This is a genomic window from Burkholderia sp. BCC1640 (assembly GCF_902833125.1).
GTDB classification, from domain to species: domain Bacteria; phylum Pseudomonadota; class Gammaproteobacteria; order Burkholderiales; family Burkholderiaceae; genus Burkholderia; species Burkholderia diffusa.
The window spans coordinates 15,091-38,821 of record NZ_CADFEF010000020.1 but is presented as its reverse complement, the minus strand read 5'-3'; the positions used below and the strand labels follow the sequence as shown (position 1 = coordinate 38,821).

At 69.3% G+C, this 23,731-nt stretch carries 19 protein-coding genes; 4 read left to right on the top strand and 15 right to left on the bottom strand.

The window, feature by feature from the left end; genetic code table 11:
• Positions 1-71 precede the first annotated feature (71 nt).
• Positions 72-1,478, bottom strand: a complete 1,407-nt coding sequence (locus tag HWX25_RS21480) for an HD domain-containing phosphohydrolase (protein WP_175910364.1) — start codon at positions 1,476-1,478, stop codon at positions 72-74.
• Positions 1,479-1,707: 229 nt separating this feature from the next.
• Here HWX25_RS21480 and HWX25_RS21475 point away from each other — a divergent pair, with 229 nt between their 5' ends.
• Both HWX25_RS21475 and HWX25_RS21470 read left to right on the top strand, forming a co-directional pair.
• A complete protein-coding gene (locus tag HWX25_RS21475) occupies positions 1,708-2,001 on the top strand; it encodes an antibiotic biosynthesis monooxygenase family protein (RefSeq protein ID WP_175910362.1) in 294 nt (97 codons plus the stop codon).
• Positions 2,002-2,111: 110 nt separating this feature from the next.
• Positions 2,112-2,846, top strand: coding sequence for an ABC transporter substrate-binding protein (locus tag HWX25_RS21470; protein ID WP_175910360.1), 735 nt, complete (start codon positions 2,112-2,114; stop codon positions 2,844-2,846).
• 172 nt (positions 2,847-3,018) lie between these two features.
• On the opposite strand, the gene HWX25_RS21465 is transcribed toward HWX25_RS21470, so the two are convergent.
• The 14 genes from HWX25_RS21465 to HWX25_RS21400 form a co-directional block, all read right to left on the bottom strand.
• Positions 3,019-4,485 carry a hypothetical protein gene (locus HWX25_RS21465; RefSeq protein ID WP_175910358.1) on the bottom strand — a complete coding sequence of 489 codons (1,467 nt, stop codon included), beginning with the start codon at positions 4,483-4,485 and terminating at the stop codon, positions 3,019-3,021.
• A 113-nt stretch (positions 4,486-4,598) separates the two neighbouring features.
• Entirely contained in the window at positions 4,599-5,594 is a 996-nt protein-coding gene (locus HWX25_RS21460; RefSeq protein WP_175910356.1) for a hypothetical protein, read from the bottom strand.
• A gap of 3 nt (positions 5,595-5,597) precedes the next feature.
• Positions 5,598-6,905, bottom strand: a complete 1,308-nt coding sequence (locus tag HWX25_RS21455) for a hypothetical protein (RefSeq protein WP_175910354.1) — start codon at positions 6,903-6,905, stop codon at positions 5,598-5,600.
• A 3-nt stretch (positions 6,906-6,908) separates the two neighbouring features.
• A complete protein-coding gene (locus tag HWX25_RS21450) occupies positions 6,909-8,303 on the bottom strand; it encodes a hypothetical protein (RefSeq protein ID WP_175910352.1) in 1,395 nt (464 codons plus the stop codon).
• Positions 8,304-8,336: 33 nt separating this feature from the next.
• On the bottom strand, positions 8,337-9,383 hold the full coding sequence (locus HWX25_RS21445) for a hypothetical protein (RefSeq protein ID WP_244135248.1): 1,047 nt from the start codon (positions 9,381-9,383) through the stop codon (positions 8,337-8,339).
• 56 nt (positions 9,384-9,439) lie between these two features.
• Positions 9,440-11,242 (bottom strand): hypothetical protein, encoded by a 1,803-nt coding sequence (locus HWX25_RS21440; protein WP_107938238.1) that lies wholly within the window; start codon positions 11,240-11,242, stop codon positions 9,440-9,442.
• A gap of 58 nt (positions 11,243-11,300) precedes the next feature.
• Positions 11,301-12,773: a S8 family serine peptidase gene (locus HWX25_RS21435; RefSeq protein WP_175910347.1), complete on the bottom strand. Its 1,473-nt coding sequence runs from the start codon at positions 12,771-12,773 to the stop codon at positions 11,301-11,303.
• A complete protein-coding gene (locus HWX25_RS21430; protein ID WP_244135247.1) occupies positions 12,770-13,546 on the bottom strand; it encodes a hypothetical protein in 777 nt (258 codons plus the stop codon). The genes HWX25_RS21435 and HWX25_RS21430 overlap by 4 nt, the downstream gene beginning before the upstream one ends.
• 41 nt (positions 13,547-13,587) lie before the next feature.
• Positions 13,588-13,851, bottom strand: a complete 264-nt coding sequence (locus HWX25_RS21425; protein ID WP_175910342.1) for a hypothetical protein — start codon at positions 13,849-13,851, stop codon at positions 13,588-13,590.
• On the bottom strand, positions 13,848-14,966 hold the full coding sequence (locus tag HWX25_RS21420; RefSeq protein WP_175910340.1) for a hypothetical protein: 1,119 nt from the start codon (positions 14,964-14,966) through the stop codon (positions 13,848-13,850). The genes HWX25_RS21425 and HWX25_RS21420 overlap by 4 nt, the downstream gene beginning before the upstream one ends.
• 70 nt (positions 14,967-15,036) lie before the next feature.
• The gene (locus HWX25_RS21415; protein ID WP_244138787.1) at positions 15,037-18,807 is read right to left on the bottom strand and encodes an N-acetylmuramoyl-L-alanine amidase; all 3,771 of its coding nucleotides are present in this window, start codon (positions 18,805-18,807) and stop codon (positions 15,037-15,039) included.
• A gap of 9 nt (positions 18,808-18,816) precedes the next feature.
• On the bottom strand, positions 18,817-19,215 hold the full coding sequence (locus HWX25_RS21410) for a DUF3467 domain-containing protein (RefSeq protein ID WP_059820025.1): 399 nt from the start codon (positions 19,213-19,215) through the stop codon (positions 18,817-18,819).
• 161 nt (positions 19,216-19,376) lie between these two features.
• Entirely contained in the window at positions 19,377-20,339 is a 963-nt protein-coding gene (locus HWX25_RS21405; protein ID WP_059535964.1) for a sigma-54 dependent transcriptional regulator, read from the bottom strand.
• A 478-nt stretch (positions 20,340-20,817) separates the two neighbouring features.
• Entirely contained in the window at positions 20,818-21,555 is a 738-nt protein-coding gene (locus HWX25_RS21400) for a LysR family transcriptional regulator (protein WP_175910338.1), read from the bottom strand.
• A 142-nt stretch (positions 21,556-21,697) separates the two neighbouring features.
• Between HWX25_RS21400 and HWX25_RS21395 the strand changes: the two genes are divergently transcribed.
• Positions 21,698-22,543: a MaoC family dehydratase N-terminal domain-containing protein gene (locus tag HWX25_RS21395; protein WP_244135245.1), complete on the top strand. Its 846-nt coding sequence runs from the start codon at positions 21,698-21,700 to the stop codon at positions 22,541-22,543.
• An 18-nt stretch (positions 22,544-22,561) separates the two neighbouring features.
• Positions 22,562-23,719 (top strand): acyl-CoA dehydrogenase family protein, encoded by a 1,158-nt coding sequence (locus tag HWX25_RS21390; protein WP_059690462.1) that lies wholly within the window; start codon positions 22,562-22,564, stop codon positions 23,717-23,719.
• Positions 23,720-23,731: the final 12 nt, after the last annotated feature.

Genomic DNA, 23,731 nt, shown 5'->3' with positions numbered 1-23,731 from the left:
CCGGTCGAAATGAACGCGTTGCCGCGACGCACGGCCGATCGCGCGCCACGGCCGAGCCGTCCCGCGCAACGTCAGGCAGGCGGCGTGCCGGCCGGTGCCTGCGTCGACGCGGCGGCGCCGGTCAGCACGAGAATGTCGAACGTCGTGCCTTCGCGTGCCTCGAAACGGCGCACGAGCTCGATCTGATGCGCCGACATCACGCTGCCCTTCGTCATCAACAGCACCCCGCGATGCGTGCGCAGATCGTCGGCGAGCTGCATTCCCTCGCGCAGCTGCTCGGAGCGGATCTCCGCGACGGACGCCGCGATGCGCAGGCTCGCCGGATCCCGCATCAGGTCGATGAAGCGCGCGACGAGCAGCGGGTCGTAACGCACGCCGGCCTGCGAGTGCAGTACGTCGATCGCCTGCTCGACCGAATGCGGCGAACCGATCTCGCCGTTGCGCAACCCTTCGAAATCGCGCGCGATCGCGACGATCCGCGAGCCGAGCGGAATCGCGTCGCCCGCGAGCCCGTCCGGCGTGCCGCGTCCATTGAATCGCTCGTACTGGTGCAGCACGATCGACGCGACCTTGTGCAGTTGCGCGACCGGCGTGAGCACCATCTGCGCGCGCAGCGGGTGTTGCTGGAACAGGCTGTGTTCGTCCGTGGTCATCTTCACGAGCGGCTTGTGCAACAGCTCGTCGGGCAGCGACAGCTTGCCGATGCCGTGCAGCAATCCCGCGAAATACACGTCCTGCGCGTGCAGGCTGCTCATCCCCGCCGACAGCGCGAGACGGCGCGCGATCTCGCCGACGCGCATCGCATGCCCGCTCGCCGACCCGCAGCGCATCTCGATCATGCTCGCGCAGACCTGCACCATCGCGGTGAAACTGCTTTTCAGGTCATGCTGCGCCGCTTCGAGAAACATCACGGTTTGCCCGAGTTCCTCGGTGCGCGCGCGAACCTGCGTTTCGAGTTCCGTATTGAAGCGGCGCAGCGTTTCGTTCTGCGCTTCGGTCAGCGCGGCCAGCCGCGCGGCCTCGCCCCGCAGGCGCCGCTGTTCGAGCGCCTGCTCGATGGTCATCAGCAGGTCGTGATCGTCCCACGGCTTGTTCAGGTAGCGATACACGCCGCCTTCGTTGACGGCCTCCACGATCGACGCGATGTCGGAATAGCCGGTCAGCAGGATGCGCATCGTGTCCGGGTACAGCGACCGTGCGCGGGCGAGAAACGCCGCGCCGCTCAGGTTCGGCATGCGCATGTCCGACACGATCAGGTCGACTTCGGTCGCAGCCAGAATGTCGAGCGCGGCTTCCCCGCTTTCGGCGGTCAGGATGTCGTAGCGCGCGGGCCGCAACACCCGCTTGAGCGCGGACAGCACGCTCGGTTCATCGTCGACCAGCAGGATCGACGGAGCAGTGACGGGGTTGTCGGATACGGCTTCGGCGATCGTTTCGGGTGGTGCATCATTCGTTCCGTTTATCGCGGATGTGGTCATGGCTGTCCTCGGATTGTTTATCTTCACCACCTCTGTAACATCGGCGCGTGGCGCGTATTCCATATTGGGGAAAACGCTAATTCGTATGAGCCGTTCGGCGGCATCCCTCGCGCGATCGGCCGCGCGCGAGCCGGTCATCCGGAACGCGTGACGCCGACTTCCGGTATCGTTGCGGGACGCGTCGATCATGGCGCGCCCCGTCGCATCATTCACCCCGCATGGAGCATTCATGATTCTGGAAATGGCATCGCTCGAAATCGATCCGTCGCACGCCGAGCAATTCGAAGCGGCGGTCCGCCAGGCACTTCCGCTGTTTGCCCGCGCGCGCGGCTGCGGCGGCGCCGAACTGCACCGCGTGATCGAGCGCAGCGGCGGCTATCTGCTCGTCGTCAAATGGGAGACCGTCGACGATCACATGGTCCATTTCCGGCAATCGGACGACTTCCAGGCGTGGCGGCAACTGGCCGGGCCGTTCTTCAAGAGCCCGCCGCAAGTCGTGCATACGGAAGTCGCAGTGAAGTAATCGCGGCGAAGCCACCGCCGCGACGCGCCACCCGATCCGTCGCGGATGACGCCGCCTCGGCGCCCAGGCCGTTCACCGTTCCGGCCCATCCGATTCCTTACGAGCCTTTCATGACCGTCGATCCCTCCGTCCGCTCCGCATTCATCCCGACCGGCAAGCTGCGCGCGTCGATCAATCTCGGCAATCCGATCCTCGCGAACCGCGACCCGGCCACGGGCGAGCCGTTCGGCGTATCGGTCGACCTGGCGCGCGCGTTTGCCGAGCGGTTGTCGGCCGAGCTCGAACTCGTCGTGTTCGACACCGCCGGCAAGTCGGTGCAGGCGCTGACCGAAGAACGCGCCGATTTCGGCTTCTTCGCGGTCGATCCGCTGCGCGGCGAAACGGTCGCGTTCACCGAGCCGTACGTGCTGATCGAAGGCTTCTATCTGGTGCGCGACGATTCGCCGATCCGCGGCAATGCCGACGTCGACCAGCCGCACAACCGCGTGACCGTCGGCAAGGGCAGCGCGTACGACCTGTTCCTCACGCGCGAGTTGAAAGCCGCGCAGATCGTGCGCGCGCCGTCGTCGCAGGCCGTCGTGTCGACCTTCGTCGAGCAGCAGCTCGAAGTCGCGGCGGGCGTGAAGCAGCAACTCGAGGCCGACGCGGCGAAAACGACGGGCCTGCGGCTGCTCGACGAGCGCTTCATGGTGATCCGCCAGGCGATGGGCGTGCCGAAGAGCCGCGGCGAAGCGGCCGCCGCGTTGCTCGGCGCGTTCGTCGAGGAGATGAAGGCGTCGGGCTTCGTCGCGGATTCGCTGCGGCGGCATGGCATCGTCGGTGCGTCCGTTGCACCGCGCGCCTGATCGACGCATACGTCAAGTCATCCTCACGATGTCGTCGCGCCAGATCGGCGCTGCCCGTCGACGCCCCAGCGCCACCTCGTACCCGACACGTCGCTCGCGCGGCTGAACGTCGTCATCGACGCGCTTCGGCACGGCACGGGATGTCGCCATCGGCTGCCGGCGTGCACGTTCATCACGCTGCGCGATGTCCCGCCGCCGTTGCGCCGGCCGGCGATCGAGGCGCGGCCGTCGCGGGGTGCGCGGGCGACGGGGACGCTGCGGCGCCCGGCCTGGCCGGCGGCTGCGGCGCGGGCGCGGAAGCAGACGCCGAATTCGGCGACGAAGCCGAAGAGGAGGAAGAGCCCGAAGGGGCCGACGAGCCCGGCTGGCTCGCATGCGCGCCCCCTGCGGAACCCGACGCCGCGGGGCCGACGGGCGGCGGCGCGCGCAGTCCGCTGTCCAGCGAAGTCCGGCGAGCGGCCATGTCGGCCTGTTCGGCGCTGCGCTGCGCGGTGCGATCGGCGGACAGGCGGGCAGCTTCGGCATCCGGATTGATCGTGTTGACACGGATGCGTTCGATGTCGCCCACGCCCGCCAGCCGGTTCAACGGCACGTAGTCGGTGCGAAACACCAGTTCGACGCCGCTGCTCAGGTTGACGTCGGCGTGCGAACTCTCGGTCGTCTGGGTTCGGTCGGTCGACACGTAGCCGATCGTGCTCTGCACGTTGGCCTCCGCGCCCCAAGGCCCGAAGCGTGCGCCCCCGCTCACCCCCACCGTGTTGCGCGTGTCGAATTGCGAGCCGCGGTCGTTGGCGGCGGCGCTGCTCGCGTCGATATGAAAATTCATCGCGGCGTTGAGGCGCCCGCTCTCGATGACGATGCGCTGCAGACCCATCTGCACCATCGTCGCGAGCAACTGCTGGCGGTTGCGGGCCAGCACCTGCTGGGCCAGCGGCACCAGACGCTCGGGATCGGAGGCCGGAACCGCATCGCCCGGCCCCAATCCGAGCGCGCTGCGCAGCGCGGCTTCGGCCGGCGGAGTCGCGCCCGGGCGCAACGCCAAACGGGTCGCGGCATCGCGCTCGGCCTGCAGCTCCTGCTGGCGCTGGCGGCGCTCGTCCGGCGGCAGGCCCGCCAGTTCGTCGGCGTCGTCCGCGGCCTCGTCGTCGCCGGTGACCTCGTAGGCGGTGGGGAAATGCTCGGCCAGCCATTGCCGCGCGCCGGCGATGCCCACGTTGCTGTCCGCAAAGCCTTCGGTGGTCTGCGCGACATTGCGGATCAGGTCGACGAACGCAGTCAGCTGTTGCTGGTTCGAATCGTTCATCGCCTTGAAGACACCCGTGATCAGCTCGGTCACGAAGCGCGGGAACGACACCGCGTTGAGCACCGCCCGGGTGGTGCCGGCCATCCGGTCGATGGCGGTGCCCGAATACTCCGAACCCGCGTTCTGCGCAACGGCCAGTGCCGTGCCGGGGCGCGCCGCGAGTTCGTGGTGGTCGAGCGCGATCGAACCGATCCGTGCCAGTCCTGACGCGAGATCGCGGCGCATGGCCGGATCGAGCGCGCCGAAACCCTGCTGCGCGGACAGCAGTTCGCGGACATGGTGTCGAACGTCGGGCCGCGGCACCGGCGAACGCGCAAGAGGTGCGCTTGCCGCCATTTCAACCGCTCCGCCGCATGGCGTGCGGCCGCGATGGCGACGGCACGCCTGCCGCCGTCGGTTCCCGGATTGCGCCGCCCGTGTCACGACGGCCTGAGCAGCGCGGTTTCATGTCAGGTTCCGAGTGCCGCCCACGAGTTTGCCGGCGCCGCCGGGCGCGCAGTCTGCGGCACGGCGCGGCCGTCGTCTGGAGCGGAACGCGCCGGGCCGTCGGGCTTCTCGCCGAGACTGAGCGTCGCCTCGATCCAGTCGGCGGCGGAGGCGATCACCGGATTGTCCGTGCTCAGCAGCGGCGACGCGGCGCCCAGCTCATCCGCGACGTCCGCCAGCCACGCGATCACGGTCATCCCCGCCTTGCCGCGCCGCACATAGGCGGCGGGCGAGCGCGACGGCTGGCGCGAGAGCCGGTCGATGCCGGCGACCACGCCCCAGATGTCGCGCGCGGCGAAGCCTTGACGCAGATCGGCATGGCCGAGGATCGCGAACGCGTCCCTGAGCATGCCGACGATCTCGCCGGCCATGAATGCGGTCACGCCGGTGCAGGCGGCGCCGAGGTTCTGCGCGAGGGCGCGGGCGGCATTGCGGACCCGCGCCTGCTGCCCGAGATCCCCGCGCGGGTCGGCGCCTGGCGTCTCGTCGAGCTTGTAGAGCGCCTCGCAAAGCTCGAGCATGCACTCCTCGAACGGGACGTTGCGTTCGGCATCCGCCGCGGCCGGGCCGTACGCAGTGCCAAACAATCGCGAATAGAACGCCGCGCGTTCGCCGGCCGCCAGCTTCTCGGCGCGGTGGCGCCACCAGTTGACGACCAGCGGCGCCGCGCCGCCAAGGTCGACGCCGACGGCACCGCTCGCGGACAAACCGGCGAGCGCCTCGACTGCGGGGATCACTCCCGCTGACTCGAGGTCGGCCGCCAGATAGAGCGACGCGAGCGCCCGCAGCTGCGCCTTGTCCACGCGTGCGGCGACGGGATCGGGGATCGCGATGTCGCCGAGTTCGTCGAGCGCGAACGCGAGGCCGTGCGCGGTCGCACGCTCGACGAGCCGCTCCCCCGACCGGATGGCCGCCGCGAGTCCGGCATCCGCCGGCGGGGCGATGAGCATGCGCGCCATGATTCAGTGCTGCCCGGCGGGCAAACCGGCGGCGGGGGCCGGCTTGTTGGGGTTGTACGGCGTCGAGTTGCCCTGGATCACCGACATCATCTCGGGCGTCGCCATCTTCTCGAGCGGCAGGTAGTCGCTCTTGAAGTTGACGCGCACCTCGCCCGAGAGCTTCGCTTTCACCTCGGCCTTCGATTCGCTCGTGTCGTCGAGCGCCGACCCGACGGTCGCCACGTGTTCCTGCTGCCCCTCGAACGCGGCGTCGGCCGAATACGGCGTGTACCAGCTGCCGTAATGGGCGTTGAGCGATTCCTTGTATTTCTGGCTTTCGCGGTCGTGCATCGACGCGGTGTAGGTGCGTTTCGCGGTGTCGCTCGCGCGCATGTCGAATACCACCTTGGCGTTGATCGACCCGTCGGTGACGACGATGCGATTGATGCCGAGCATGACCATCGACGACAGCAGCTGCTGCCGCTGCTTCGCCATCTGCAGGCGCGCCGCCGTGACGAGGCGCAGCTCGGATTTGTCGTCGGACAGGTCGGTCACCGGCGGATCGAGGTTGTAGTTCCGGCTGATCTCGGCAAGCCGCTGCTGCGCGTTGTCGCCCTGCGCCACCAGCCGCGTCGGGGCCGCCGCCGCGGCCGCGCCGGCGCTGTCCGCGTCGAACGCGTCGGCGCCTTCCTGCGCCTGCACCGACAGCACGTCCGGGAACGAATCGGCGAGATAGTCGCGGCCGGCGCCCTCGCTGATGTTGTCGCTCATGAACTGCGCGGTGGTCTTGGCGACGTTGGCGATCAACTCGCCATACGCGCGCATCTGCTCGATCGAGCTTTCGACGATCGCCTGGAACACGTTCTTGATCAGACCTCCTACGAATTTCGGGAAATCGACCTTCTGCACCATCTGGCCGAACTGCTCGACGCCCTGCTTCACCGCACCGGCCTGGAAGTCCTTGCCGGCGAAGCCGGGATCCTGCGCGAGCTGGCGCTTGGTCGCGGTGACGGGATCGTCGGCCAGCGTCGCGGCGGCCGGCGCCGGCTGCGGGTGCGGCTGCGCGATCGGGTGCGCGAGGCCGGTGGGCGGCAGTTCGCCGTTCGCCTCGCGCTCGGCGATCTCGGCATGCACGCCGTTCGGATCCGCCAGGTAAGCGAGCACCCGCACCGTATCCGCGGCGATGCGGCGGCGCTCGTCGTCGGGCAGGTCGAGGAACGACGGAATCGCGGTCAGCAGCCGGCGTACCTCGGGCCGCGTCGCGTCGAACGCGGCGGCGCTCGTGGGCGGCCGCACCGGGTGAAGCGCGTCGGGGGAAGCGGGCGGGCGCATGGCTCAGTTTCCCTTGGCCGGCGCCGGCGCCTGAGCCGCCGCCGCTGCCGGGGCAGGAGCCGCAGCGGGTGCGGCCGCGGCCGGCGGCGTTTTCGGACTGGGCAGCACGTTGGGATCGGCCGGCGTCGCGTTGCCGGTGATGGTGGCGATCATCTGCGGCGTCGCCATCTTGTCGAGCGGCAGGTAGTCGCTCTTGAAGTTGACGTCGACCGCGCCGGACATCTGGATCTTGGTCTGCATCGCCGCGTTGCTGGTTTCGGACGCGGCAGTCGACGCGGTGACGATCGGCTTGTTCTCGTATTCGTAGTCGCCCTTCGCGTAGTAGTCGGCGCTGTACTGGCGGCCGTTGTCCTTGTCGTTGCTGGAGTCGTACTTGCCGCCGCGATCGTAAGTGCCCTTGCCCGCGTAGGTCGACTGGACGTTGCCGTCCTTGTCGCGGGCGAGGTCGACCGCGCTGGCGCTGCGCTGCTTGGTGAGCGTGTCCTGCGCGCGCACGTCGTAGATGATCTTCGCCGAGATCTTGCCGTCGGTGACGACGATGCGGTTGATGCCCATCAGCACGATCGAGGCCAGCATCTGCTGGCGCTGCTTGGCGAGCTGCATCTTGAAGCGGTTGACGATGGCCAGCTCGGAGGCCTCGTCCGACAGGTCGAAGGTGTCGCCGTCACCCATCTGCAGGCGGGCACGCACCGTCTTCGACGCCTCGTCGGGGTCGACCCCGTCGCGCACCTGCACGCGCGGGCTCGGCGTATCGCCGCTGTCGTCCATGCCGATCTCGAACAGGTCGGGAAACTGACCGACCATATGATCGCGCGCCTGGTTCTCGGTCACATGTTCATCGGCGAACTGGCCGAGCGATTTCGCCACCTGCGCGATCATTTCCTGATACGCCTTCATCTGCTCGATCGAGCTGTGCGTGATCGACTGGAACACGCCGCTGATCAGGCTGGCGACGAAGGTCGGAAACTTGACCTGGTTCAGCAGCTCGCCCGCGACCGCCGCGCCCTCGCGCGCGGCCGACGCGGTGAACTTGGACTTGCCGATGTCCTCGACGGCCTTGTTGTGGACGTTGAAATCCTGCTCGTGCGCCGAATGATCCGTGTTGTCGTCGAGCGCGCGCGCCGTGGCGGTGCCCAGCCCGCCCGGGATTTCATTGCCGGCGAACCCCTCGGGCCGGGCCAGATAGTCGGCGATCAATGCGGTGTTGCGCGCGATGTCGCGGCGATCGGCGTCGGGCATCGCGTTGAATGCCTGCGACCGGGTCAGCATCTGCGCGACGCCGTGGCGCACTTCGTCGGCCGGCACCGGTGCCGGCGCCGGCGGCATATGGCGCGGGGTGGCCGCGGCGGCGCTGGGCGGTGGCGCGATCGGCGTGGAACGGGCGGCTTGCGGGAACATGGCGACCTCGCGGGAAACGCGTGACGAAGCGATTCAGTTGGCCTGGGCAGGCGCGTCCACAGGCAGTTCGAACTCGATGGGGCGCAGGTAGAGACTCACCCGTGCCGGGCAGGCCGCGTCCGTGCGCAAGCTGATGATCGAGAAGCGGCCCGGCCAGTGCGCGTCCTCCGGCGTGAACGCGCCCATCCATCGCTCGAGCGCCTGCAGCCCGCGCGGACGCTCGGCGAGCCCCATCGTCAGCAGGCTGAGGAACGCCGGCGGCACGTCGGGGATCGCCGAGAGCAGCACGTAGAGCTCGAAATCCGGCCCGTCCGGTCCGAGCCCGAACGCGAGCAGCGCGCCATGCGGCGGCAGGTCGAACCGCCCGCCGAGCACCAGCCCCAGAAGCTGCATGATGCCGGGAAGCCGATGGCCGATGCCGAGCGCGTCCATGACCGGCTGCAGATCGGCGAGCCGCAGCGCCCGGGTGCACGCGAACGTGAGCCGCTGGCCGCCGAGATCGCGCTGGGCCGCCATCGTGGTAAAGAGCGGCTTGAGCCCGGGCACCATCCGCAGCGCGGCCTGGACGATGCCGGCCAGGTCGCGGGGCAGGTTCTCGATCGTGCCGGCGTCGCCGGGCAGCTCGTAGTACACCTTGGACGCATAGAGCCCGTCGCGGTCGTAGCTGGAGCCGAAGAACGCGCCGTAGTCGAGGTTGCCGCCCGGCCGCGCGAAGCCGCGGAACGGCTCGCTCGCCTGGTCGAACCAGTGCAGCGCTTCGCGGCCGATGAAGTCCCGGATCAGCTTGCGCATTTCGCGGGTCGACTCGTCGCGCCGGTCGATCGCGGACGCCTCCGGCGGCAGCGGCTCGATCGTGAAGCGCAGCTTGCCCGGCTGGCTTTCCGAGAAACTGGGCTCGAACGGTACCGCCATCGGCATCAGCGCGTTGTCGCGAAACCGCAGATCGTCGGCGCCGTCGCCGAACGTGCGCAGGAACAGGTCGCGCGACGGCGCGAATGGATCGGCGGTGCCAAGGCTTCGCGCGGCGCTTTTCAGGCGTCGCTCGACCCGGGCGACGACCGGTTCGCGGGATGTGGTCATGGGCATGGCTCGGCTCCGGCAGGGTTCGGGAATGGCGCAGCGCACGCAACGCCGGTTCAGTGCGGACGGTTCGCGTAATAGCTCGCCCCGTTGTGCGTGCCGACGCCGTAGCCCGCCTTCACCGGCACGCCCGCCCCCAGGCCGATGCCGGCGCCGATATCGCCGACGCCGTCCAGCATCTCGCGCGCCATCGCCGGGATCGGCACGGGCTTCGACGTCATCTGCGGCGCCTCGCGCGGCTGCGAGAACTGCTCGATCTGCGTATCGGTGGTCGCGGTATCGGCCAGCCACAGCTCGCACGCGTTGACCAGGTCGTAATCGGTCGGGTCGACGGTCGACTTGTGGTTCGACGAGACGTCGGGGTTGGCGATCTGGTCGATGCTGAGCAGCGGGCCGGTCGCCTTGTTGACGCGATCGACGTTGTTGGCCAGCCACGCGGTGATGATCGTGCCGCAGGTCGCCAGCGTGCGATAGCGCGAGCTGGTGCGCGCGCCACCCAGATCGTAGGTCGCGACCTGGTCGATCACCTGCCACATGTCCTTGGCGCCGTAGCAGCCGCGGATCTCGGGGTCCTGCAGCAGGTCGATCATGAACTTGACCTGCGACTGGATCTCGCGCGCGGCGTAATGCGCCATGCCGTAGCCGTGCAGCGACAGGTTGCCGGCGAGATCGCGGGCGGCCTTGCGCACCTGCTGGTGGTTGATCGGGTTCGGCACGCTCGCGCGCAGCAGCGAGTCGACTTCGGTCTGGCGCACGAACGATGAAACCGACGACACGAAGCGGATCCACAAGTCGTTGAATTCGCGGTTGCCGGCTGTATTCGGATCGCCGCCCGGCACGCCGAGCGTGATGGCCGCGAAGTTCTTGCGCTCCTGCTCGGAGATGCGGTTCGGCGTTTCGCGCCAGTAGCGATAGAGCAGCTTGCCGGCATTGCCCGGGCCGATCGGCAGCGTGCCGTGCTGGAACTGCTCGACGATGCGGTCGACCACCTGGAACACCTTGAGTTCGTCGAACATCGCGGCGACGATCATCGGGCCCATCACGCGCACGTTGTCGGCGACGATGTTCGCGTCCTCCAGATCCTCGAGGTTCGGCAGGTCGATGCCGAGATCGGCGATCGCGTCCTCGCCGCCGATGTTCTGGACGGTGTTCAGCTCCTCGTTGATGCGGCGACGCAACTGCGGCTCGTCGGCCTGGATCTTGCGCGCCTGCAGGCCGCGCATCACGCGCGCGAATTCGGTGGTGACCACCCCCGGCTGCTCGCCGCCGCGGCCGTCGGGATCGCCCTCGATGCACAGCAGCGCCAGCACCCGCTGCGCCAGCGCGCCATACGAATTGGCCTCGCCCACCGCCGCGAAAAACTGGCGGGTAAAGGTGTTCATCAGCACGTTGTCGTCGTCCGGCACGGTCTTGCCGCCGTCGACCTTCACGGGCGGCGGCGTGGCTCCGTCCACCGAGAGGATGCCCAGCACCAGTGCGACGAGCGTGATCGACACGGCCTCCGGGTCCGAGCCGTTCGCGCCATTGGCGCCATTGGCGCCGCTCACGTCGCCCGCGTCGAACACCAGCTGGCCGTTGACCTCGGAGAGCAGCGGCGGGTTGACCAGCGACTTGCTGGCCAGCAGTTCGCGGGTGGCGACGAACAGCGGATCGCACACTTCCGGAACGCCGTCGGACGGCTTCGTGTCGTAGACGACCGCGAGGATGGCCTTGCACAGCGCGAGCTGCTCCCGCTCGGCGGCGACCGGCGGCCGCTTCAGCGACTCGAGCCGGTTGACGATATCGACCAGCCCGTCGCGTGCCCGGGTCTCGAGGTCGACGAGGTCGAGGAAGCGGACTTGATTGTTGACATGAAACATTTAACTTCTCCTTGAAATCCGGTCGGTTCGGGGGAGTGAACGGGATCCGGCGCGCAAGTCAGCCGTCGTCGGCACGGCCCTCCTTGCCCGTGCAACCGTCGTCGCCCGCCGCGTCATAGGCGTCGATGCGGCCGGACAGCCCCTGCAGCGCCGCCGCCGCGTCGAGAATGCCGGCGCCGCAGCCGTCGGCCGCGCCGGGCGCGAACGGGCGCGCGGCGGCAACGAGCAGATCGCGCACCGTCGCGCCGTCGAGCGGATAGGCGCGACGCTGCGCGTATGCGACGAGCAGCGCCGCGGCGCCCGCGACGAACGGCGCGGCGAAACTGGTGCCGGTCGCAAGCTGATAAGCCTCGATCGCGGTCGTCAGCACCTGTTCGCCGGGTGCGCACAGCGCGACGTGCGGGCCGCGCGTCGAGAACGGGGCCGGCCGGCCGTCGTCGCCCACGGCGCCGACCGCGATCACCTGCGGGTAGGCGGCGGGCCAGTAGCGGCTCACGCTGCCGTTGTTGCCGCTCGCGGCAACGAGGATGCAGCCGCGCGCGGCGGCGTACGCGATCGTGTCGGCGTGCGGTTTCGGGCGGTTGGCGGCGATCGTCGCATCGTCGGTGCCGAAGCTCATGTTGATGATCTTCGCGCCGAGGTCGACCGCGAGCTTGAGCGCGCGATCGAGATCGGCGATCGCGCCGAGCCCGATCGCGTGCGCCTTGCCCGGCAAACGGGCAGCGGCCAGCGCGCGCATCGGCAGGATGCGGCAGTCGCCGCCGAGCCCGCGCGGCATCGCCACGCCCTCCGCCGCGATGATGCCCGCGCAGCCCATGCCGTGACCGACGAAGCGGTCTTCGGGAAAATCGCCGCGATGGCCGTGACCGCTCAGCAGTTGCACGCCCGGCGACAGATCGCCAGGCTCCAGCCGCACGGTATCGGCGCCGGCGCGGAATGCGTGGGCGAATTCGGGATGCTGGCGGGCGATGCCGCTGTCGATGAGACCGACCGTGACGCCGCTGTCGCCTGGCTCGATCGCGTGCGCGTCGGCCATGCGCACCAGCGCGCGCGCATCCTGCGCCACCCGCGCGGCCGGCGGCACGGGCGCCAGGCGGCCGGGCGCGTCCATCGGGACCGTCGCCACGTAGTTGGGCGTCACGCTTTCCACGGTCGCGAGCTGGGCGAGCGCGTCGCAGAGTTCGCTGATCGGCGTGCCGGCCGGCACGCGCAACAGCAGCGTGCGGGCCATGCCTGTCATCTGTTCGATCGCGTCATATCCGAGGTGCGCGTGCCCGGGCACCCAGCGTCCGGCTGCCGCGCTGAACGGGCGCACCGCGAGAAAGCGGCCGGCGAACGCGGCCACGATGCGGTCGACCGGGCCGCCGTCGATGCATTGCGCGGCGGCCAGCGCGCCGCGCGTCACGTCGCGGATCGATGGCACGTGCTCGGGCGCTTCGCCGAGCGCCAGCTTGACGAGCAGGCTGGTCGGCAGGCTGAACTGACGCTCGCCGGGCGATGCCCACGGCGTGCCAAGTGCATGGATCGTCATGGCCGCGCCTCCTCCTGACCGGGAACGGCCGCCAGCGTCATGGGCCTGGCCGCGGGCGTCGGCGGCGGCGCGAATGCGCTCAGGTCGAACGCCAGCGCGGCCGCATGCCGGCTCGTCGGCGAGACGGCGAGTTCGCCCGCCCACTGGTCGCGACCGGGCGCGAGCAGCAGCTCGTCGTCCGTCGATTGCAACACCGCGACCGGGCGATTGCCGATCCGCACCAGCGGCGCGTGCGTGCCGTTGACGAGGTTGCGCCCGATCACGCGCAGCAGCGGCGACGCGTCGGGCTGCGCATCGGTGGCGGGCGCCACGGGCTCGACCCGCTCGACGCTCGGCGCGGACGCCCGGTCGAGCGCCCGGCGCAGCCGGTCCACGGACAGGTTGGTGACGCGGCCGATCGCATGCACCATGTCGCGCTGTTCGGCCTGCCGGAATTGCCGGACCGTGCGCACGCCGGCCCATTCCAGCCGTTTGCGGTCCTCGGCCGAGAGCTCGTCGCCCAGCGCGTCGAGCGGCTGGTCCTTGCTGTCCTCGGACAGCGCGATCGCGTTCTCCTCGATCGCCGGCCGCGTGATAGTCGTGAAGACGAGATGGAACGTGCTGCTGTCGGTGTCGCCCGGTCCGGCGGGGCGAATCCAGACCTCGCTTTCGACGAATTCGACATGGGCGCGCAAGTCGAGGTTGACGTCCTTGATCGCGAAGGTCAGCGGCAGGTTGAGGTTGCGCGCCTTGATCGCCATCGCCGCCTGCGCGTTGTCGAGCTGGCTCTGCACGGCCTGGATGAAATCCTCGAGGCGCAGGCTGGCGTTGCTGTTCATTTCCCCGCTCCGTCGATCGGCACGGCTTCGAGAACGATCGCGAGCCGCGCCGGCTCCGGATCGAAGGCCGTGCGGGTCAGGAACTGCGGCAGGTCGCCGACCAGCTCGATGCCGTCGGCGCTGTGCGCGACGCGCAGGTCGAGCGGCAGCTCCATGGCCACCGAGCACACCCGCAACCCCTGCGCCGCGCCCGCGGTCAGCTGTTCGGCAACGTCGGCGAACGCGCCCAGCGTCTCGCCCAGCGGCCGCGGCGAAATCATGTCGGTTCTCCCCGGGCGGATGCGGGCCGCATGGCGGGAGCGGCCGGTGCGCCAGGCACGGCGGGCGTCGCGGACGCGGCCGGCAATGCCGGCGCGGCGGCCGGCGCCGGTGTCACCGCAGGCGCGAGTGCGGGCGCCGCCGCCGGTGCCGCAGGCGGGGTGCCCGTCGCCGCCGGCGGCGCGATCCGCGCCGCGGGCCGGCTGTGGCGCTCCAGCAGATTGCGCGACGCCTCATCGACGAAACGGTCGAGCGGCAGCGTCTCCGAGGCGAAATTGATGCTCACCTTCCCGGTCAGCGTCGCCTTGAGATCGGTGTCGGTCTGCGCATTGACCGCGACGGTCGAGACCGTGGTGACGACATCGCCCGACGTGCCGCGTCCGCCCCAGGTCGTCTGGCCCGACGAAGGGTCGTTCGACGTCGCGTACTGCACGGCGGCCCGGTCGCGCGCCTTGGCCTGGAAATTGAGGCTGGCCGCGATCGTGCCGTCCTTGACCACGACCCGCTGCATGCCCAGCAGCACCATCGTCGACAGCGTCGACAGCCGATGCTGCGCGACGCGCTCGCGGGCGTGAGGCAGCACCACCGATTCGAGCGTCTGGGTGTCGAACGCGCCGTCGGCCGCGCCGAAATCGGCGAGCCACGCGGGCGCGGGCGTCGTGTCGTCGTCGCCGGGCCGGGCCACCGGCGCGAGGCGGTATTCGCCGCCGTCCTGCACCAGCGTCACGTCGTGCGGATACTGCTCGACCAGCCATGCGCGCGCCTGTCCGTCGGTCACGTTCTCCTGCGTGAACTGGTCCAGCGGCTTGGCCACCGCGCCGACCAGGTCGGCGAAACTCTCCACTTGCTTGATCGAGCTGTCGACGATCGCGTCGTACGTGCCATGCACCAGGCTCGCGACGAAGGTCGGAAAGTCGATCGCATCGGCCAGTGCCGCCGCACGCCGGCCGATGGCGTCCGTCGCCTTCTCCTTGGGCGGCGCCGACGCGCCCGGCGCGCCGGACACCCCGCCGCCGGCCGGCGCCGCTTGCGGCAGCACGCCGTCCTGCCTGCCCGGGTCGCTCGATCCGGAGCCGTCGACGATCTCGCGGCCGAATGCGTCGCGAGCAAGTGCCACCGCGGGCGTTACCGCGCCGCGTGGTGGCGGAGGGGGGATGAGGCGGGCCATCGCGCATGTCCCTCGAGGGTCAGGCAGGTTGCGGTTCGCGCGGCGCGGGCTGCGTGCCGCTTACCGGAAGCGGCGGCGCGCCGTCGGCGCCGTGCACGGTCTGGAAGCGGCCGTCGCCGTTCAGCACCACCTCCGTCACCCCGACCTGCTCCTCCTCGCCGGCATGCCGGAACGTGGTGGTGATGCGCAGCGTGACACTCGCCCGCTCGGGGGTTCCCGACCCACGGCCGATATCAGCGCGCACGAACGCGGTCCAGCCGTCGAGCATCTGCCCTTGGGCTGCGGCAATCGTCACGTCGCCGACCGCTCCGCCCTGCCACGCCCAGTCGATCGACACCGGCGCCGACGTGCGGCCGCTCGGCCCGTCGATGTATGGCCAGTCGTCGAGCGTGATGCGCTGACCCGGCATGCGCGGCTGCCCCGCGCCGCCCGCCAGCGCGTTGGCGGGCTGGACCAGTCCCGCCAGCTGCGCGAGATCGTAGCTGCGCCCGTCGCGGCTCTCGGTGCGCCGGGTCGGGGTCACGCCGAGGCCGAATTCGCCGCCTGCGGACGGCGGCTCGATGCCGAGTGCGTAACCCGCGCCCGCCGCGCTGCCGCGATTGATCGTGTGGCCGAACGCGCCGCCCGAATGCATGAGCTGGATCACGCCGATGCCGGCCGCCGCCTCGAATTCCGACACGAAATCCTCGTAGGTCATGATGTAGCGGCTGCCGGTCGCGTGGGTCGGCGGCAGCGTCCGCGCGCCGGGATGGCCCGGCGTGCCGACCACGCGGTCGAGCGGATCGGTGATCCGCACGAAATACGCGTCGCCGCTGCGATACATGCCCGTCACCACCACCGCATGGAAGAAGTTGACCGGCGCACGCACGACTTCGGCGACCCAGATCGGCCCGTTCGCCTCCAGCAGCCGCCGAAAGCCTTCCGGCGCGAAGCACGCGTTGGGCTCGACGGTGAGGGTCGACGCAGCGGCGAACCCCGCCACTTCGGCCGGTGCCAGGCCGTCCCGCATCTGGCGCTCGAGGCTGATGCAGCGCGCCAGCAGCGTCGGATCGACACTCTGGTTGTCGCGCCAGCCGAGCACCATCGACGCGGCCGTCGCCCAGCACCCCATGTCGGTGGGCTGCGGAGTCATCTGCACGTCGTCCCAGTTCACCGTCCAGTCGTCGGCCCCCAGCGCGCGCGCGGCGCCCGGCGCGACCGCCAGCGCCTGGCTCATGCCGAAGAAGCCGCGGCTCGGGATCGGCGCCTTCAGATGGCCGACGTATGCAAGCGTTCCAGGGGCCATCGTGCCGGTCGACAGGCTGGCGAGATCGCCCGGCGGCACCCAGTGAGGCGGCACGGTGACGATCGGCCTGCCTGCGTCCTGGAATGACTGGGCGACCAGTTGCGAGCAGAAGAAGTTGTCGGTGTCGGCGCCGTCTCCGAGTTCGATGCGGCCGACGAAGCGGCGGCAGCGCTCGGCCGCATCGCCCGACAGCAGGTCGCACGCGCGACGGTCGATCAGATAGCTGCCGCAGCGGACCAGCCCGACGTAGTTGAAACCGCGATCGAGATAGCGCGCGGCGGCATCGGCGACCTGCCGCTGCTGCGTATCGGTCAGGCCCGGCACCCGAAACGCGACCGCGAGGCGCGCATCGGCCAGCGCATCCGCGAGCGGACGCAGTTGAACACCGCCGGGAATCGCCTCGATCACCTGCCCGCCCTGGCCGACATAGAGCATCGCGTGGCTGACCTCGGCGCCGGAGCCGGCGCGAATGACGCCGGAGCCCGGATTGCCGGTGGTGCTGAGAATGATGTCGCCGATCTCCAGTGCGTCGGTGCCGATCGACAGCCCGCCGACGCCGGGGTCGAGCGGAATGTCGTCGCCGAGGCCTCGGGCGGCGAGCCCCAGCGCCTGGCCGGCCGCTTGCGGCTGGCAGGTGCGGCTGTTGACCAGCCGCATGAAATAGTCCCAGTCCCAGTTGCCGTCAGGGCACGCGGTATGGCCGGTCGAGGTGTCGGCCTCGCGATGGCCCATGATCGTCGTGCGATTGATCGGCAGTTGATACTTGTCGCACAGCGACGCGACCAGCGCGGCCGAGGTTTCGTACTGAAGCTGGGTCGGCGCCAGCGCGTCGAAATGCTGGACGGTGCCGTTGCGACGCGGGTAGTCGGCGCCGCCGCGCTTCACCGCGATGTGTTCGATGCCGATGCTGCGCTGGTTCGAGCCCTTGCAGTGCCACGCCGTGTCGGCCTCGGAGACGAACTGGACGACTTCGCCCTCCTGCCCGACCAGATAATGCGAACTCACCTTGGAGGTGGCATTGGTGAAGGTATTCACCACGCGCTGGACGGTGGGTACGTCGGCGATGTGGATGATGATGCGGTCGATCGTCTTGCTGCCGCGCCCCTCGTCGAAATTCGGGCTGGCCGCGGTGCGCGTGACGAGGCTGTTCTCGCGCGCGCCCAGCGCCAGCGCGCTGGCCGTCGCGGGCGGCTCGGCGCCCGCATCGTCGTCGCTGTACGGCGGCGTATCGATGCCGTAGGCCTCCGGGTCGTCGCTCAGGGCGCGCGACCACGCGAGCGCCGACGACGTGGCAATCGTGCCCGCCGCGGCGCGCGAAACACCGACGAAGATGCTCACCGGGCTGCCGACGCTGACGCCGGCCGACAACGTGACGCCGACGAATTCGCCGCGTGCGTTGAACAGCGCCGAGATGCCGCCGGCCGCGCTTTCGCCGACCATCACGCCGGCGGTCGTGCCGGTGCCCGAGAAGTCGTCGATATGGCCGCGCAGCAGGCTGATCTGGCCGGTGAGGCTCGCCGACACGATGTAGCCGAAGTCGAGCTCGCCCGACACGAACACGCCGATGTCGTCGCCATTGGCGTCGAAGATGACGCCGACCGCGCCCGAGGCCCCGGATTCCATTCCGGCGCCCGCGCCCGCGCCGATCGAGACCGACAGGCCGTTGCGCATCGCGACGGGCAGCAGCAGCATCAGCGACGCGGTGGCCGGATTCGCGCTCAGGATCGCGCGCAGCGCGGCCCGCTCGACGGTCGACAGCTTGCGCGGCCGCGGCCAGGTAAAACTGCGTCGGTCGCCGGCGATGCGGAACTCGGCATCGTCGCTCATCCCTTGCGAGACGGGCGCCGGGTGCCCGGCCGGCGCCGGCGCCGGTACCGGTGCCTGCGGCTTCGCCTCGACGGGCGTTGCGGCGTTCAGCGGCGGAAGCGGACCGAACCCGTCGTCGTAGTGAACATCGTGGTGCGGCGCAACGGGTTCGACGGCCGGCCGCGGCGCGGCGGAAGCAGCGCCCGGCGCGGCAGGCGCCGGTACGGCGGTCGCGCCCGGCCGCGTGCCGTCGCCCGCCCAGTTCAACAGCGGACTCCTGGCGGCGGCGCCACCGCGCGTCGGGAACACGCGGACCCTGCGCAACCCGCGATCGCTGAGCCCCGACAGCGACACGTACGGGCTGTCGGCATTCGGCAGCACGTCGATCGTCCACGCGTCGGCATCGGGCGAAGCGGCCGTGGCGAGACCGAACCACAGGCGGCCCGCGCCCACGAAGCGCGCCAGCACCGCCGGCGGCACCATGTACACCGCTTCGCCGCGCGGAATCGCCAGCAGGCCGTCCTCGCGGCTGGTGTAGAACGTCGACGACGTGCGCCCGTCCTTGCGCGTGAACAGCGCGGGATCGGTGGCGATCACCAGTTCCGCGACGCACGGCGCGTGGCCGACGCGAATCGTGAAGCCCAGCATCGGGAAACGGTCGGTCAGGACCATGCGGTTGGGATGGAGTTGCGCTGCCATGTCGTGTCCTCAGCTCTGGTTTTGATCGGGCTCGTCGCGACGGCCGCCGAGCATCGGCTTGCTGCGCGCATCGATCGCGCGCCGCTCGAATTCCTGCGGGGGAAGAATCGCCAGATCCGTTTCCGGTTCGCCGATGTCGGGGATGGCGTGGTGGGTCGCCTCGAACTGGGCGATCGCGCTCGCCAGCAATTGCGCGAGCAGCTTGGCGTGCACCGGGCTGACCGCGACGCGGCTCATCAACTGGACGTTGCCGGACTGCGGCTCGACCTGCCCGGCATCGATCAGGAACTCGAACGCGTTGTGCCCGACCTCGAAATAATTTGCATAGCTGGCGAGCAGCGGCCGTGGCTGGCCGGCCGGCTGCGCCGGTTCCGGCGGGGCGTCCTGGAGCGGCTCGATGACGTGCACGACGGCCTCCTTGCATGGCGACGGGCGGTCTGTCCGTTCTGCTTCGCAAGGAGCGGGCCAATGCGTGTGCGTCGGCACAAGCGCTTGATTTGTCGTGGGATTTCCCGACTGGAGCGGTCTTCGCGAAAGCCGCCGGGCTGTACCATGTGACAGCCGCGCTGTCACACCGAGGCAGTGTTGCCGGCGTCCAGGTTGTACTTGGCCAGCTTGCGGTACAGCGTCATGCGCGACCAGTTCATCTGGCGCGCCGCCTCCATCTTGTTCCAGTTGGTCTGGCGCAGTACCGAGACCAGCCGCTCGCGCTCGTGCTCGCCGGCCGAGAAATCCTGCAGGAACAGGCGGCGGAATGCCGGCGGCAGGTCGCCCAGCCCGAACGGACGCCCTTCCGGCGCATCGACGAACAACGCCTCGACCAGATTGCGCAGCTCACGCACGTTGCCCGGCCACCGGTAGTGCCGCATGCACTCGAGCAGCGCCGGATCGGGCCGCCCCACCCGCATCGCGCGCCGCTGGTTGTGTTCGGCGACGAAGTGATCGACGATCGACGCGATGTCCTCCGGCCGCTCCCGCAGCGGCGGGATCTCGATGCGCGCGACGTTCAGGCGATAGAACAGGTCGGCGCGGAAACGGCGTTCCGCGACCAGGTCCTCCAGACTTTCGTTGCTGGCGGCCACGATCCGGACATCGACCGGGCGCCGGCGCAGCGAGCCGACCGGCATCACCGTGCGGTCCTCGAGCAGGCGCAGCAGCTTGGCCTGAACGGCGGGCGGCATCTCGCTGACTTCGTCGAGGAACAGCGTGCCGCCGTCGGCCTCGACGAAGCGGCCGGGAAACGCGTTCTGGGCGCTCGTGAAGGCGCCGCGCTCGTGACCGAACATCTCGGACTCGAACAGGCTGTCGGGCACCGCGGCGCAGTTCACAGCGATGAACGGTTTGTCGGTTCGCGGGCTGAGGCGGTGGACGGCGGTGGCGACGCGCTCCTTGCCGGTGCCGGTTTCACCGGTCACGAGCACCGTCGTATCGGTCTGCGCGACCTTCGCCAGATAGCGGCGCAGGTCGGCCATCGCCGGGCTCGAGCCGTGCAGCCCGAGTGACGTCGCGTGAATGCCTGCGGTCGTGTTCATGCGCGCGCCGTTCGGCTAACAAACCGCTGACGGATGACGCGCAGCCCCGATTTTCATCGCCACTTCCCCCGGTGGATGTTGAGGAACAAGGCAAGCATCCTCTATGGCGATTGTCGGCACGCGTTTAATTAGTACTGTGATGCGTGTTGAATGGATGAGCCGCGTGTCTCGGCGCCGGCCGATAATCAGTGTAGTTTCAATATCGCGCTTCGTACAACCTGCCGACGGCCGATGTTTGCGCGCGAACGGCCGACCGCCGGTGCGCGGGCGGTCCGATCGACTCGGGCATGCTCGGCGCGATGGCGAATGTGTGATGTATGTGTCGTGTCACGCATGTTCATCGATCCGTCCGCAATCAGCATGCCGAACGAAATGCCGATCGCGGCATTGGAGAATGCGTATCGTTCACGCGGCGCGCGCGGAGACTTCGCACACCGCATCCGCGGCGGCGGTCCGCGCATTCCGCTCACCCCGCCCGTCACGACGGCGCGGATTCGCCCTCGCGCAACGTGATGCCCGTCCACGCGCCGCTCGCGGCCAGTTCGCCGATCAGCTCGACGATCGTTTGCCGCACGGCGAGCGCGGCGGAATTGACCGGAGACGTGTTCGACCAGCACAGGCTGGCAGGCCGGCGAATTTCCGGCTCGACGATCCGGCGCATCCTCGGCCGGCTGGACGGCTCGCGCGACGACACCGCGCCGCCCGGCTCGCCGAGCAGATGCAGCACCTCGTCGAACAGCGGCATCGCGGTGATGCCGGTGGTGTTGGATTCGCGGAACAGGATCGCGAGGTCGAGCCGCCCGTTCGCCAGCAATTCGTTGATGAAGCCGCTCATGCTCTCGAGGTACTGCAGCCGGATACCCGGATAGCCCGCCCTCACCCGTTCGAACAGCGGCACGGCGAGGCTCGCGGTCATCGTGGTGGGAAAACCCACCGCGACGGTGCCCGACTCGCTGCCCGCGCCTTCCCGCACTTCCTGGCGCAGTTGCTCCATCTGCCGAAGCACGAGCCGCGCATGGCGATACAGCGCCTGCCCGGCCGCGGTCGGCTTCACGCCCTGCGGGCTGCGCACCAGCAGCGTGACGCCGATGTCGCCCTCCAGCTTCGCGATCTGCTGGCTCAGCGACGGCTGCGCGACGAACAGTTTTTCGGCCGCTTTCCCGAGGCTCCCGTATTCAACGATGCTGACGAAGTAACGGAGCTGGCGGATGTCCATGGCGTGTCGGTCGATGCGAGAAAGTCATAGGGTACCCCTATGACCGGCACATTCAAACGGTATTTCCGCCGCGCGCAAGCTTCACCTAAAGTCACTTCATGCCAAGTCGAAACCGCCGGCCTGCCCGGCGATGGAGGTGACAGTGAACGCTCCCCGGTCGCATGCCAGCGACGATGTCCAACAGGTCGCGACCGACCTGATCAGTGCCGAACGGGCAATCGCCCTCGCGGCGACGCTCGACCATCCGACCGTTCCCGCGACCGGCGATGCGTTGCTGCCCGCCTGGCACTGGCTGTATTTCTGGTCGATCGCGCAGCAGGCCGAACTCGGCCCGGACGGTCATCCGCGCAAGGGCGGCTTCCTGCCGGACCTGGGACTGCCGCGGCGCATGTGGGCCGGCGGCCGCCTGACGTTCGAACAAGCGCTGACGATCGGCGCGATCGCGACGCGCACGTCGCGCGTGCTGTCGGTCGAACGCAAGGAAGGCCGCAGCGGCACGCTCGGCTTCGTCACCGTCGAGCACGTGATCGAATCCGGGGGCGAAGTCGCGATCCGCGAGGAACACGACATCGTCTATCGCGGCCCGGCCGCGCCCGGCGCCGCCGCGCCCCCACCGAAGGCCGCACCCGACGATGCGCAATGGCAGCGCGACATCACGCCGGATGAAGTCATGTTGTTCCGCTATTCCGCGCTGACCTTCAACGGCCTTCGCATTCACTACGACCGCACCTACGTGCGCGAGGTCGAAGGCTATCCGGACCTCGTCGTGCACGGCCCGCTGATCTCGACGCTGCTGCTCGACCTCGTCACGCGCTCGCTGCCCGGTGCGACGATCGGCGAATACGCGTATCGCGCGGTACGGCCGACTTTCCTCGGCAACACCTTCAGCGTGTGCGGCCGCCTCGCCGACGACGGCAAGACCGTCGATCTCTGGGCCAGGGATCACGACGGCTGGCTGACCATGTCCGCGCGCGCGATCCTCGCCTGACATTCCCCGATACGAAACATGAATCCTGCCGACGCGCACCAAGCCATTCGCGAAGCCGTTCGCGACCTGTGCGGCGAATTCCCCGCCGAATATTTCCGCAAGATCGACGCGGAACGCGGCTATCCCGACGCGTTCGTCGACGCGCTGACGAAAGCCGGCTGGCTCGCCGCACTGATTCCGCAGGAATACGGCGGCTCGGGCCTCGGCCTGACCGAGGCGTCGGTGATCATGGAGGAAATCAATCGCGCGGGCGGCAATTCCGGCGCGTGTCACGGCCAGATGTACAACATGGGCACGCTGCTGCGCCATGGTTCGGCCGAGCAGAAACAGCGCTATCTGCCGAAGATCGCGAGCGGCGCGCTGCGTCTGCAGTCAATGGGCGTGACCGAACCGACCACCGGCACCGACACGACGAAGATCAGGACAACCGCGGTACGCAAGGGCGACCGCTACGTGATCAACGGGCAGAAGGTGTGGATCTCGCGCGTGCAGCACTCGGACCTGATGATCCTGCTCGCGCGCACGACGCCGCTTTCGGACGTTAAGAAGAAATCCGAAGGAATGTCGATTTTCATCGTCGACCTGCATCACGCGATCGGCAACGGGATGACGGTGCGCCCGATCCCGAACATGGTGAACCACGAGACGAACGAGCTGTTCTTCGACAACCTCGAAATCCCCGCGGAAAACCTGATCGGCGAGGAAGGCCAGGGCTTCCGGTACATCCTCGACGGATTGAATGCGGAGCGCACGCTGATCGCAGCCGAATGCATCGGCGACGGCTACTGGTTCGTCGACAAGGTGTCGCGGTACGTGAAGGATCGCGTCGTGTTCGGCCGCCCGATCGGCCAGAACCAGGGCGTGCAGTTTCCGATCGCCCGCGCGTTCGTCAACGTCGAGGCGGCGAGCCTGATGCGCTTCGAGGCCGCGCGCCGGTTCGACGCGCACGAGCCGTGCGGCGCGCAGGCGAACATGGCGAAGCTGCTCGCCGCCGATGCGTCGTGGGAAGCCGCGAATGCGTGCCTGCAGTTCCATGGCGGCTTCGGCTTCGCGTGCGAATACGACGTCGAGCGCAAGTTCCGCGAGACGCGCCTGTATCAGGTCGCGCCGATCTCGACGAACCTGATCCTGTCGTACGTCGCCGAGCATATCCTCGGCCTGCCGCGTTCGTTCTGACGGAGCGATGAG

Coding starts and splice junctions, on each gene's coding strand:
- HWX25_RS21405 (WP_059535964.1), bottom strand. CDS start 20,339: ATGAACACGACCGCAGGCATTCACGCGACGTCACTCGGGCTGCACGGC.
- HWX25_RS21465 (WP_175910358.1), bottom strand. CDS start 4,485: ATGGCGGCAAGCGCACCTCTTGCGCGTTCGCCGGTGCCGCGGCCCGAC.
- HWX25_RS21390 (WP_059690462.1), top strand. CDS start 22,562: ATGAATCCTGCCGACGCGCACCAAGCCATTCGCGAAGCCGTTCGCGAC.
- HWX25_RS21450 (WP_175910352.1), bottom strand. CDS start 8,303: ATGTTCCCGCAAGCCGCCCGTTCCACGCCGATCGCGCCACCGCCCAGC.
- HWX25_RS21460 (WP_175910356.1), bottom strand. CDS start 5,594: ATGGCGCGCATGCTCATCGCCCCGCCGGCGGATGCCGGACTCGCGGCG.
- HWX25_RS21480 (WP_175910364.1), bottom strand. CDS start 1,478: ATGACCACATCCGCGATAAACGGAACGAATGATGCACCACCCGAAACG.
- HWX25_RS21440 (WP_107938238.1), bottom strand. CDS start 11,242: ATGTTTCATGTCAACAATCAAGTCCGCTTCCTCGACCTCGTCGACCTC.
- HWX25_RS21425 (WP_175910342.1), bottom strand. CDS start 13,851: ATGATTTCGCCGCGGCCGCTGGGCGAGACGCTGGGCGCGTTCGCCGAC.
- HWX25_RS21475 (WP_175910362.1), top strand. CDS start 1,708: ATGATTCTGGAAATGGCATCGCTCGAAATCGATCCGTCGCACGCCGAG.
- HWX25_RS21445 (WP_244135248.1), bottom strand. CDS start 9,383: ATGACCACATCCCGCGAACCGGTCGTCGCCCGGGTCGAGCGACGCCTG.
- HWX25_RS21455 (WP_175910354.1), bottom strand. CDS start 6,905: ATGCGCCCGCCCGCTTCCCCCGACGCGCTTCACCCGGTGCGGCCGCCC.
- HWX25_RS21470 (WP_175910360.1), top strand. CDS start 2,112: ATGACCGTCGATCCCTCCGTCCGCTCCGCATTCATCCCGACCGGCAAG.
- HWX25_RS21435 (WP_175910347.1), bottom strand. CDS start 12,773: ATGACGATCCATGCACTTGGCACGCCGTGGGCATCGCCCGGCGAGCGT.
- HWX25_RS21400 (WP_175910338.1), bottom strand. CDS start 21,555: ATGGACATCCGCCAGCTCCGTTACTTCGTCAGCATCGTTGAATACGGG.
- HWX25_RS21415 (WP_244138787.1), bottom strand. CDS start 18,807: ATGGCAGCGCAACTCCATCCCAACCGCATGGTCCTGACCGACCGTTTC.